Raw genomic sequence first — 12,379 nt, forward strand, 5'->3', positions numbered from 1 at the left:
GGATGAAATAGCCCTGATGGATGAAATAGCGGCAAGTTATCGTTTGTGGCGAACCACCAGCGCACCGGCGATAATGAAACCGGCCAGCGCAACGTACAACGCGGGCTCCAGCCGATGGGTCAGCGCGGTAGAAATGGCGGAGAGCACCGGGCCGAATAACTGGCCGACGGCATAACCGGTCGTCAGCAACCCGGCCATATAACGGCTGTGGTCAGGCGCAAGCTCGCGGCTGTATTGTAAGGCTAATTGCACCACGCTGAGGAAACCACCGCCGGTCAGTAATGCCCCGAGCACCAGTCCGCTGACACCCGGCACCACTTCCGCACACAAAATCCCCAGTCCCTGGATCCATAGCGTCAGCGCCAGACGGGTATGGGTGGTCAGACAATGCCGGGTGAGAATACCGATGACAATGCCGGTGACCGCCGCACCGCCAAACACCGGCCAGACAAACTGGGCGAACAGGCTGTCAGGGAAACGTGCACTCGCCATCTGCGATAAAAAGGTCGCGGGCAGAATGTAACCGAAACCTGCCAGGCTGTAGCTCCACACCAGACGTCTGAGCGCAGGCGTCATCACCAGCGGTGATGACGCCATATGCGACCGGTGCAAATCCCCTTTTCGCGGCAGATTCGGTGTAATGATCGCCACAAAAATCAGCGCCAGCACACCGTAAACGCACCAGGCCTGCGCTGAGGTCAGCTGTAAACTGTGGATCCCCACCGCCAGCATGCCGCTGAGGAAAATCCCCGCGCCCGGCCCGGCAAAGACTGCCGCGCTAAGCGCCGGACGACCATAGTGCGCCAGCCGTTCGTTACACCATGCCGATACCATCACCATCGCCCAGCCGCTGGTCCAGCCGATCAGGAAGCGTACAATACTGTGCAGCACTTCGCCGGAAATCACCGCCGACAGTAAGGTCAGGATCACCCCACCCCATACCCCCAGCCACAAACGACGCTCAAGATGTTTGCTGGCACGCATGCCATCAAACGCGCCACACAGATAACCGAGATAATTGAACGCGGCGACCAGACCTGCGCCGGTCAGGCTGAACTGATGTTCAGCTATCATTAAAGGAACCTGCGGTGTAAAGGCGAAGCGCCCGATACCCATCGCGACCACAAAAGCCAGAAAACCACTTAGCGCAATGCGAAAAGCCATAATTGCTCCGTCAGAAGAAACTGCAATGCAACATATTAGAAACAATGAATAAACATACTCAAAGCCTGTCGCGGAAAACAGCAGATTTCTTAAAAGAAAGTTAATTGGAAGTTGTCGCTATGATGCCTTATGGGTACAATCACGAAAACTGAATAATACAAACCAACTTGTTTACGATTAGAGAACACAGGAACCCACCATGGATCTGACTCAGTTACGGATGTTTTGCTGCGTAGCGGAAACCGGTTCGCTGGCGCGTGCGGCCGAGCAACTGCATCGTGTGCCGTCGAACCTGACCACCCGTCTGCGTCAGCTCGAACTTGAACTGGGCACTGATCTGTTTATCCGCGAGAAGCAGCGCATCCGTCTTTCCGCCATGGGGCATAACTTCCTCAACTATGCCGAGCGCATTCTGGCGCTCAGTGATGAGGCCATGAGCATCATGCATGCCGGTGAACCCGCCGGGAATTTCGCGCTGGGTTCGATGGAAAGCACGGCGGCAACCCGCCTGCCTTCGTTGCTGGCGGCTTATCATCAGAAGTTTCCACAGGTGGCACTGTCGCTGGTGACGGCGACTTCCGGTGAAATTATCGACAGCGTGCGTGCCGGCCGTCTCGCCGCAGCACTGGTTGATGGCCCGATCGATTTTGATGATATCAACGGCTGTATTTCTTTTCGTGAAAGGATGGTGGTGATCACCCCGCCGGGTGAATCACCGCTGGAAGTGCCTGACGGTCGCAGCGGCCACACCGTTTTTGCATTCCGTCCCAGCTGTTCCTACCGCCAGCGTTTACAGGGATGGATCAGACAGATGAACGTTCCGGTCGCCAATACTCTGGAGATTCAGTCCTACCACTCCATGATGGCGTGTGTCGCCAGCGGTGCGGGTATTGCCATGATCCCACGTTCTGTGCTGGAACAACTGCCCGGCCACGAGCGGGTAGAAATTCACGACATTCCGGATGAATTCGCCGATACCGCCACCTGGCTTATCTGGCGCCGGGATGCGTTCAGCCCGAATGTCCGGGCGCTGAAGGAACTGATTATTGAACAAAATGACGGGGTCATCCCGTTACTGAAGCATCCGCTCGCCGGGGAACATGATCCGGTGCTGCATCCCACCTATTAAGTTAAAAACCTGAATAAGCAAAAACACCTGACTGGAGCTAAAAAATGCAAATGATCAAAACACGTGCGGCTGTCGCCTGGGGCCCGAACCAACCTCTGTCCATCGAAGAAGTGGATTTAATGCCGCCGCAAAAAGGCGAAGTGCTGGTGCGTATTGTTGCCACTGGTGTTTGTCATACTGATGCCTACACACTCTCCGGCAAGGATCCGGAAGGCGTATTCCCGGCAATCCTTGGCCATGAAGGCGGCGGCGTAGTCGAAGCCGTAGGCGAAGGGGTCACCAGCGTGGCCGTAGGCGACCATGTCATCCCGCTGTACACGCCGGAATGTGGCGAGTGTAAATTCTGCAAATCCGGTAAAACCAACCTGTGTCAGGCTATCCGTACCACACAAGGTAAAGGTCTGATGCCGGACGGCACCACGCGTTTCTTCAAAGACGGCAAGCCGATTTTCCATTACATGGGCACGTCAACCTTCTCTGAATACACCGTAGTACCTGAAATCTCACTGGCAAAAATCAACAAAGAAGCGCCGCTGGAAGAAGTGTGTCTGCTCGGATGTGGCGTGACCACCGGTATGGGCGCGGTCATCAACACGGCTAAAGTGAAAAAAGGTGACACTGTGGCCATTTTCGGTCTCGGCGGCATTGGTCTTTCTGCGATTATCGGTGCGGTGATGGCCGGCGCAGGCCGCATCATTGGTATTGATCTGAATACCAGTAAATTCGATCTGGCACGTAAACTCGGCGCAACCGACCTGATCAATCCGAAAGATTTCGACAAGCCTATTCAGGATGTGATTGTTGAAATGACCGACGGCGGTGTGGACTTTTCCTTCGAATGTATCGGAAACGTGAACGTGATGCGTTCCGCACTGGAATGCTGCCATAAAGGCTGGGGTGAATCTGTCATCATCGGCGTGGCAGGTGCGGGCGAAGAAATCTCTACCCGCCCGTTCCAGCTGGTCACCGGCCGCGTCTGGCGTGGTTCTGCGTTCGGTGGTGTGAAAGGCCGCAGTCAGTTGCCAGGTATTGTGGAACGTTATCTGGACGGGGAATTTGCCCTGAACGATTTCATCACCCACACCCTGCCGCTGGAAGACATCAACGAAGCCTTTGACCTGATGCATGAAGGGAAATCTATCCGCACGGTTATTCATTTTAATAAGTAAGGAATGTGTCAATGAGCAGCTCGGTTGAACTACTCGAAGAACACCGGATGTTTGGCGGCTGGCAGCAGCGCTACCGCCATACCTCTGAGAGCCTGAATTGCAGCATGACGTTCAGCGTTTATCTGCCTCCGTCACCTGATGACGCGCCGCCGCCCGTCCTGTACTGGCTGTCGGGCCTGACCTGTAATGATGAAAACTTTACGACAAAAGCCGGGGCGCAGCGCGTCGCAGCTGAACTCGGCATCATTCTGGTGATGCCTGATACCAGTCCGCGCGGTGAGGGTGTTGCCAACGATGACGGTTATGATCTGGGTCAGGGCGCCGGTTTTTACCTGAACGCGACTCAGGCACCCTGGGCTGCCCATTACCGGATGTACGATTATCTGCTTGATGAACTGCCTGCGCTGATCCGCGACCATTTCAAAATCAGCGAGCGTCAGTCAATTTTCGGTCACTCAATGGGCGGCCACGGTGCGCTGATGCTGGCATTGCGTAATCCGCAACGTTTCTGTTCGGCATCAGCGTTTGCGCCGATCGTCAATCCGGCTCAGGTACCGTGGGGGCGTAAAGCGTTCAGTGCGTATCTGGGCGATGATGAAAGCCAGTGGCTGAAATACGACAGTTGTCACCTGCTGAGTGCATTGCCAGCGGATCAAAAGCCGTTCCCGATTCTGGTCGATCAGGGCGACAGCGACCAGTTTCTGGCGGATCAGCTTCAACCGGCAAAACTGGCAGAGATAGCGCGTCAGCGCGGCTGGCCGTTACAACTGCGGGTTCAGCCGGGCTACGATCACAGCTACTTCACCATCGCCTCGTTTGTGGAAGATCACCTGAGATTCCATGCGGAGTTTTTGCACCCGAAGGCATGAGTGCAGGATCCTAAAAATAGAAGCAACCGGCTCCTCTCCCTGCTGATAGGGCAGTGTTTCGCCTTGCTCCCTCCCCTTCGCAGGGAAGGGAGCAAAAATCAATTCTTCAATTTTGGATCCAGTGCATCCCGTAATCCGTCACCCAGCAAATTAAACGCCAGTACGGTCAGGAATATGGCCAGACTGGGGAATATGGCCACATGGGGAGCCATGACCATGTCGGCGCGGGCTTCGTTGAGCATCGCGCCCCACTCCGGCGTCGGGGGCTGTGCGCCCATACCCAGAAACGACAGGCTGGCGGCGGTGATGATCGACGTACCGATACGCATGGTGAAATACACCACTATGGACGATAACGTGCCCGGCAGAATGTGGCGGAACAAAATCGTGGCGTCGGATGCGCCGATGCTGCGCGCCGATTCAATATAAGTTTGCTGTTTCAGCACCAGCGTATTGCCGCGAACCAGACGTGCGAAGGCAGGAATGCTGAAAATCGCCACAGCGATAATCACGTTCGACATACCGTTGCCCATTACCGCAACGACGGCGATTGCCAGTAAAATCCCGGGAAAAGCAAACAGGACGTCACAGACGCGCATGGTAATGCGATCCCACCAGCCTTCGTAATATCCCGCCAGCAAGCCGAACACCGTACCGATTGCCGCGCCGAGCACCACAGAAAGTACGCCTGCGGCGAGTGAAATCCGCGTGCCCATCAGGATGCGGCTGAAAATGTCACGCCCGAGAGAATCCACGCCCAGCCAGTGGACCAGCGATGGCCCGTCGTTCAGACGGTCATAATCAAAGTAATTTTCCGCATCAAACGGCACCAGCCACGGCGCAAGAATGGCCGCCGCGATCAGCAGCAGGATAAAAGCCCCCGCAATCATCGCAATATGCTGCCGGCGAAAACGACGCCAGAACGCTTTCCACGGTGTCCTTCCCGCCTGTAATTGCGCAGTTTCCGGCGTGATGACCGGTAAACTCGCGAGTACGGCATTTCGCCGCCAGTTTTTCATGCGCTTACTCACTTGTATCGGATGGAAGGGTTAATGACGGCGTACAGCATGTCTACCAGCAGATTGATCAGGATGAACTCCAGCGAAAACAGCAGCACTTCTGCCTGTATCACCGGATAATCCCGCATCTCGACCGAATCAACCAGCAACCGCCCTAACCCCGGCCAGTTGAACACTTTTTCAACCACAATCGACCCGCCGAGCAGGAAGCCAAATTGCAACCCCATCATCGTCACAACCGGGATCATCGCGTTGCGCAAGCCATGTTTGACCACCACCACCGCTTCGTGCACGCCCTTGGCGCGCGCGGTACGCATATAATCTTCCTGCATAACGTCGACAAAGGACGCGCGGGTAAAGCGGGCCATGATCGCCGCCACCGCTGCACCGAGCGTAACAGAAGGGAGAATATAGTGCCGCCAGCTGTCGGCACCGACCGTCGGCAGCCAGCCCAGTTCAACGGAAAAAATTTGCATCAGCAACATGCCCAGCGCGAAAGCCGGGAAGGAAATACCTGAGACGGCGAGCGCCATGCCCAGTCTGTCCGGCCAGCGGTTACGCCACACGGCGGAGACCACGCCAATCACCAGACCGAAAACCACTGACCACACCATACTGGTCAGCGTCAGCCAAAACGTCGGCATAAAGCGCGAACTGATTTCTTCAATGACCGGGCGTTTTGAAACCATCGAGTGGCCGAAATCACCGGTCAGCGCATTGCCGAAGAAAGTGAAAAATTGCTGATAAAGCGGCTTATCCAGCCCTAAATCCTGACGCACCAGCGCAACCACGCTGGCATCAGCATCCTGGCCGGCCATCAGCCGCGCCGGATCGCCCGGCAACAGATGCACAAACAAAAAGACCAGCACGGCCACAATCAGCAGCGTGGGTATCAGTCCGAGTAATCGTTTTAAAAAATAATTAAGCATGATTGGCTGTCTGTGATTTCACGGTAGACATCTATGTTCCGGCCCCGGAACACACGATTTCAGGGCGTCCATGCTGTTACATGACGCGCCCTGAAGGCTTCACCGCGTATTATTTCACATCTGCATCGTCAAAGCTGAAAGCCGTATCCGGCATCACATAGAAACCGGTCAGACGTTTATTTTTGGCTGAAACCAGACGTTCAGTGACCAGGAATGCCCACGGCGCATCGGTCCAGATTTGTTTCTGGGCATCAGCGTACAGTTTGGCTTTCTCGGCTTTGTCGGTCGTTTTCAGCGCATCGGACAAATCTTTATCCACCTGTGCGTTGCTGTAGAAGGCAGTATTGAACTGCTTCGGTGGCGCGGCCTGGGTGGAAAACAGCGGAGACAGTGCCCAGTCTGCTTCACCGGTAGAGGCAGACCAGCCGGTGTAGAACATACGGATGCCCGCCTCTTTTTGTCCGACGTTCTCAACCTGCGCCGCACGCTGCGCGGCATCCATTGCGGTGACTGTCACTTTAATACCCACCTGCGCCAGTTGCTGTTGGGTAAACTGCAACACTTTTTGCGCGGTACTGTTGTTATGTGAAGACCACAACGTGGTGGTAAAACCGTCCGGATAACCGGCTTCTTTCAATAACGCTTTCGCTTTTGCCGGATCATACGGCCACGGTTTAAATTTCGCCGCGTATTCGATGCCCTGCGGCAGCGGCCCTTCAGACGGCACGGCGTAACCGGCAAATGCAACTTTGATCAGCGCCTGTTTGTTAATCGCGTAGTTAATCGCCTCACGCACTTTCACATTGTCGAACGGCTTTTGCGTGACATTGAAACTGATGTAACGATGCAGAATCGACGGCGCGGTCACCAGATCCAGTTTAGCGTTTTTCTCCAGCAAGGCCGCCTGTTCGTAAGGCACCGGGAACGCCAGATCAGCCTCGCCGGTTTGCAGCATTGCCGCCCGGGTATTGTTATCTACCACAGGACGCCAGGTAATGGTGTCGAGTTTCGGCTCGCCTTTTTTCCAGTACCCGTCAAACTTCTTCACTTTCACAAAGTCAGTCTGATTCCATTGTTCAAGCGTATACGGGCCGGTGCCAACCGGATGGAAACCGATGTCTTTGCCGTATTTGGTCAGCGCCGCCGGGGAAATAATCACCGCAGACGGATGTGCCAGAATATTAATAAAGGCTGAGAACGGCTCTTTCAGGGTGATTTTCACCGTGTTGTCATCAACGGCTTCGGTGCTGGCGATATTCTTGAACAGGTTATAGCGTTTAAGGTGACTGTCCGGATTACTGGCGCGGTCAAAGTTAACCTTTACCGCCGCCGCATTGAAGTCGGTGCCGTCCTGGAACTTGATGCCCGGATGCAGCTTGATGGTGTAAACCAGACCGTCTTTACTGACGGTGTAACTGTCCGCCAGGACGTTTTCCAGTTTCATATTTTTATCAAAGCCAAACAGGCCCTGATAGAAGGATTTGGCGACAGCCTGCGACAGGGTGTCGTTGGCGTCATACGGATCGAGCGAGGTGAAGTTAGAACCTACGGCGATGACCACGTCTTTTGCCGCCCATGCAGAAGCCGACGCCAGCGAACCAAAAACAGCGGCAGCGAGCACGGCCTGACGGACAACGTTCTTACCTTTAGATTTCTGCTGATTCATGTCAGTTCCTTTTCCTGTCTTACCCGTTTATCTTGCGAAGAATTGACGGCTCAAATAAGCCGCCAGAAAAATCAGTAAATACCCGCAATACTGTGCCTGGCGACAAAATGGCCTTCGCCCACCTTTACCAATGGCATCACCACCGGCTCATCGTGCAGCCCGCGAACCGGACTTGGGATTTCATCAACCAGCAGCGCCTGATCTTTTCGTTTGTGCGCCGGATCGGCGACCGGCACCGCCGCCATGAGTTTGCGGGTATAGGCATGTTGCGGCGTTTCAAATACCGCACGGCGCGAGCCGATTTCCACGATCTGTCCGAGATACATCACCGCCACACGGTGGCTGATGCGCTCAACAACGGCCATATCGTGTGAAATAAACAAAAATGCCAGACCAAACTCTTTCTGCAGATCCATCAGCAGATTGATGATTTGCGCACGGACAGACACATCCAGCGCCGAAACCGATTCATCGGCAATCACCACTTTTGGATTAAGCGCTAACGCGCGTGCAATGCAAATTCGCTGCCGCTGACCACCGGAAAATTCGTGAGGATAACGCTGCGCGTGTTCCGGCAACAACCCGACTTTTTCCAGTAACCATGCCACGCGGGCTTCGGCTTCTGCGCCTTTTGCCAGGTTGTGAACCAGCAGCGGCTCCATAATGGAATAACCTACCGTCAGGCGCGGATCGAGCGAGGCGTAAGGGTCCTGAAAAATAAACTGAATATCACGGCGCAGATGTTGCAGTTCACTGCCCCCGATATCGGTCAGCGTCTGGCCCTTAAAGGTGATAGTACCGCCCTGGCTTTTCACCAGTTTTAACAACGAACGGCCGGTGGTGGATTTACCACAGCCTGATTCCCCCACCAGCGCCAGCGTTTCACCGGGATGCAAATCAAAACTGACTTTTTCCACGGCATGAACCCGTCGGGTTACGCGATTGAAAACACCGCTGCGCAGGTCAAAACGCGTCACCAGATCGCGCACCTGCAATATAGGAGGCGCGCCTGGTGTGAGGGTATTTTGTATCAGCGCCGGATCACTTTCCGGCTGTTCAGGCGCGGGAAAGCGTGCGGGCAGCGCTTTACCGGCCATCGAACCGAGTTTGGGCACCGCCGCCAGCAATGTCTGAGTGTAAGGCGCCTGCGGTGAACGGAATATAGCGTTTACTTCCCCCGTTTCGACACTGTTGCCCTGATGCATTACCAGCACACGGTCCGCAATTTCGGCCACTACTCCCATGTCATGCGTGATAAAAATCACCCCCATCTGCATCTCTTTTTGCAGCACACGGATCAGTTGCAGAATTTGTGCCTGAATGGTGACATCCAGCGCCGTCGTCGGTTCATCGGCAATCAGTAATGCAGGCTTACAGGAGAGCGCCATCGCAATCATCACCCGCTGGCGCATGCCGCCGGAAAGCTGATGCGGATAACTGTCGAGAATATTCCGGGCTTCAGGAATGCGCACCAGATCAAGCATCCGCAGCGCTTCCGCACGGGCGGCGCGGTGATCTTTGTTCTGATGCAAGCGGATCGATTCGGCAATTTGTTCGCCCACCGGAAAGACCGGATTGAGCGACGTCATCGGCTCCTGAAAAATCATCGCCATATCCGCACCACGCAGATTACGCATGGCAGGCTGCGTGGCGTTGATCAAATCAACTACCTCACCGTTACGGCGACGAAACTGCATTTGACCCTGTAAAATCTTTCCGCCGCCCTGCTCCACCAGCCGCATCAGCGCCAGCGAGGTCACGGATTTTCCGGAACCCGATTCGCCAACAATCGCCAGCGTTTCACCGCGCTTTACCTGAAAACTGAGATTACTGACCGCCTGAGTGACCTGCCCTTCATGAGCAAACTGCACGCTGAGCTGGCTGACGGCAACCACGTGATCGGGTGGCAGAATAAGCGAACTGTTCATCGGGCTGTTCATGACCGGTAAATACTGACGCAGGGAGCGTCACCCACACGGGCGAAGCCGCGGTACATGCCTTCGCTGTTAAAAGGTAGCACCACGTTGCCAAATTTATCCACGGCAATCATTCCACCGCTTCCGCCCAGAGAAAGCAGTTTTTCCTGCACCACCTTATGTGTGGCTTCTTCCAGAGAAAGACCGGCATATTCGATCAGCGCCGCCACATCGTAGGCTGCCACCGTGCGCATAAACACTTCGCCGGTACCGGTGCTGGAAATCGCTACCGTATTGTTACTGGCGTAACAGCCCGCGCCAATAACCGGTGAATCGCCGACGCGCCCGGCCTGTTTGTTGGTCATACCGCCGGTTGATGTCGCCGCCGCCAGATTACCCAGCGCATCCATCGCCACGGCACCCACGGTGCCAAATTTATGTTCAGGATCCAGCGGATCATCAGACACGGGGGCACTGAGCGACGCGCCATCGTGATCAAGCATCACGCCGTTATCTGCCGCGATGGCACGTTGCAACTGATCATAACGTTCCTGCGTGAAAAAGTAGTCCGGTCCGACCATTTCCTGGCCGTGTTCGCGGGCAAAGGCTTCCGCGCCCGCGCCGGTAAACATCACATGCGGACTGACTTCCAGCACCTTACGGGCGGTGAGAACAGGATTGCGAATATGGTTCACACAACTGATGGCTCCGGCATCGAGCGTACGGCCATCCATAATGCAGGCGTCTAACTCATGCGTGCCCTGATGGGTAAAAACCGCCCCTTTTCCGGCATTAAATAACGGGCACTCTTCAAGCAGACGCACCGCTTCGGTGACCGCATCCAGTGCGCTGCCGCCGGAGGCCAGAATAGCCTGTCCGCTGGCGACTATTCTCTCCAGTTCGGCTAAATAAAGTCGTTCTTTTTCAGCGCTCATCGCCGCGCGGGTAATCGCCCCTGCACCACCGTGGATCGCAATAACCGGCCGCTTCTTGTCCGAAACGGAAGCCGCTGAATTATCAGTAGAAAAACTCATTAGCGCTGCACCTTTCGATGTTGTATTTATGTAAAGGAAAATGTTGAGCTGTTTTTGACTATATTTAGCCCGCAACAGTATGTAAAGCAGAAATGTCGCGCCATCAAAAGGTCGCTAATTGCTTAGATTGTTTAAGAAAAACAAATGCTGCAATTGAATATACCCGCGGGACAAATGACCAAAGAACAGCAATAATAAACGTCTTAACTGCGGATAAATGCCTCTCCGGATAAACTTCCTGCAGCTTTTTTTATTTTCTCTTTTTAGGAAATCAGTTTATGGAAACTGTTTATAACCGCCGTCGGATTAATGTGATCTCGTGGCTCAGCTATTTCTTTACCGGTGGACTGGTTTCCACTCTGGGCATTGTTATCGGGCCGGTGGCCACTGCATTTAACAAAGATCCGGGCTTTATCGGTCAGATGTTTTCTTTAATGAACATCGGCCTGTTCCTGCCAATTATGATCAGCGGCATCCTGATGCGTAAATTTGATCTGGGCAAACAACTGATGACCGGCTCTTTCATTTCGGTACTGGTCTGTATCGCGCTATTTATTGTGCCGTCGATTACCCTGTTTGGCGTGGGCGTGTTCCTGATCGGTGCCACGGCGGGCCTGATGATGTCTATCGGCAGCTATCTGGTCGTCCGTATTAATGACGACCCGAAAAAACGTTCCGCAAACTTAATCTTCACCGACTTCTTCTTCGCGCTTTCCGGTATGACGTTGTCACTGGTGCTGGGCTTCCTGTTCAAACACGGCGCAAGCTGGCTGGCAATGTACGGCATCATGGGTGCACTCAGCCTGCTGATGATTTTGCTGTGCGCAGGTCAGAAATTCCCGCACGTACCGCAACCGGTAAAAAACGAATCGACGCACAACGTGGCGAAAGAGCCGTGGGGCATTGCGGTATTCTTCCTGTGTATCGCACTGTTTGCTTTTGTCTTTACCGAACTGGTCTTCACACTGTGGATGCCAAGCTGGTTACATGAGCATTTCAGTATGGAAACGGACCGTGCCGCGATTTACATCACCACTTACTGGATGGTGAAAGCGATTGGCCTGTTCCTGAATCAGTTCACCGTGCGTTTCGTCAAACTGCGTACTTTCCTGCTGGTTTCCGTGATTGTCGGTATGGCAAGCCTGGCGGTGCTGACCACCAGCAATTCACCGGTACTGGTGCTCTTCGCTGTGGGTCTGTTCGGTTTCTGTAACTCCGGTCTGTTTTCCGGGCTGATGAGCTACGGCAGCTTGCAGGTGAAAAACTCCCCACCTACGCTGACATCCGCACTGCTGACCACCAGCTCCGTCGGCACGCTGATTTTCGCGTCCTTCTCTTCTTTCATCTACAACGAGTACGGCTTGTTCTGGGCGCTGAATATTGCGACCGTTTCTTACGCGTTGCTGGTGCTGATGGTGGTGCTTGCCAGCCTGAAGAGCAAGGCAGAGAAAATTAACCACGAAGTCACCGCGCACTAAACTCTC

10 protein-coding genes are annotated in these 12,379 nt (G+C 54.5%); 4 read left to right on the forward strand and 6 right to left on the reverse strand.

The window, feature by feature from the left end; genetic code table 11:
• Positions 1-36 precede the first annotated feature (36 nt).
• Positions 37-1,164 (reverse strand): YbfB/YjiJ family MFS transporter, encoded by a 1,128-nt coding sequence (locus ACOZIO_RS06405; protein ID WP_129952449.1) that lies wholly within the window; start codon positions 1,162-1,164, stop codon positions 37-39.
• Between the two features lie 199 nt (positions 1,165-1,363).
• On the opposite strand from ACOZIO_RS06405, the gene ptrR reads away from it, so the two are divergent.
• Genes ptrR through fghA form a run of 3 tightly spaced genes read left to right on the forward strand, consistent with a single transcriptional unit; the run spans position 1,364 to position 4,331 of the window.
• Entirely contained in the window at positions 1,364-2,293 is a 930-nt protein-coding gene (gene ptrR / locus ACOZIO_RS06410; protein ID WP_129952448.1) for a putrescine utilization regulator PtrR, read from the forward strand.
• A 44-nt stretch (positions 2,294-2,337) separates the two neighbouring features.
• Positions 2,338-3,462, forward strand: a complete 1,125-nt coding sequence (locus tag ACOZIO_RS06415; RefSeq protein WP_129952447.1) for an S-(hydroxymethyl)glutathione dehydrogenase/class III alcohol dehydrogenase — start codon at positions 2,338-2,340, stop codon at positions 3,460-3,462.
• An 11-nt stretch (positions 3,463-3,473) separates the two neighbouring features.
• A complete protein-coding gene (gene fghA / locus ACOZIO_RS06420; RefSeq protein WP_129952446.1) occupies positions 3,474-4,331 on the forward strand; it encodes an S-formylglutathione hydrolase in 858 nt (285 codons plus the stop codon).
• 98 nt (positions 4,332-4,429) lie between these two features.
• Here the strand turns inward: fghA and gsiD are convergent, their stop codons facing one another.
• The 5 genes from gsiD to ACOZIO_RS06445 all read right to left on the reverse strand — a co-directional run bounded on the left by gsiD (position 4,430) and on the right by ACOZIO_RS06445 (position 10,895).
• A complete protein-coding gene (gsiD, locus tag ACOZIO_RS06425; RefSeq protein WP_129952445.1) occupies positions 4,430-5,350 on the reverse strand; it encodes a glutathione ABC transporter permease GsiD in 921 nt (306 codons plus the stop codon).
• A gap of 8 nt (positions 5,351-5,358) precedes the next feature.
• Complete coding sequence (gene gsiC, locus ACOZIO_RS06430; RefSeq protein ID WP_129952444.1) at positions 5,359-6,279, reverse strand: glutathione ABC transporter permease GsiC; 921 nt, start codon at positions 6,277-6,279, stop codon at positions 5,359-5,361.
• 109 nt (positions 6,280-6,388) lie between these two features.
• A complete protein-coding gene (gene gsiB, locus ACOZIO_RS06435; RefSeq protein WP_129952443.1) occupies positions 6,389-7,945 on the reverse strand; it encodes a glutathione ABC transporter substrate-binding protein GsiB in 1,557 nt (518 codons plus the stop codon).
• A gap of 71 nt (positions 7,946-8,016) precedes the next feature.
• Positions 8,017-9,885: a dipeptide ABC transporter ATP-binding protein gene (locus ACOZIO_RS06440; RefSeq protein ID WP_217158837.1), complete on the reverse strand. Its 1,869-nt coding sequence runs from the start codon at positions 9,883-9,885 to the stop codon at positions 8,017-8,019.
• Positions 9,882-10,895: an isoaspartyl peptidase/L-asparaginase family protein gene (locus ACOZIO_RS06445; RefSeq protein WP_217158835.1), complete on the reverse strand. Its 1,014-nt coding sequence runs from the start codon at positions 10,893-10,895 to the stop codon at positions 9,882-9,884. Before ACOZIO_RS06445 ends, ACOZIO_RS06440 begins: the two co-directional genes overlap by 4 nt.
• 278 nt (positions 10,896-11,173) lie before the next feature.
• Here ACOZIO_RS06445 and tsgA point away from each other — a divergent pair, with 278 nt between their 5' ends.
• The gene (tsgA, locus tag ACOZIO_RS06450) at positions 11,174-12,373 is read left to right on the forward strand and encodes an MFS transporter TsgA (RefSeq protein WP_129991240.1); all 1,200 of its coding nucleotides are present in this window, start codon (positions 11,174-11,176) and stop codon (positions 12,371-12,373) included.
• Positions 12,374-12,379 lie beyond the last annotated feature (6 nt).

The organism is Rahnella sp. PD4, assembly GCF_049199325.1.
GTDB classification, from domain to species: domain Bacteria; phylum Pseudomonadota; class Gammaproteobacteria; order Enterobacterales; family Enterobacteriaceae; genus Rahnella; species Rahnella perminowiae.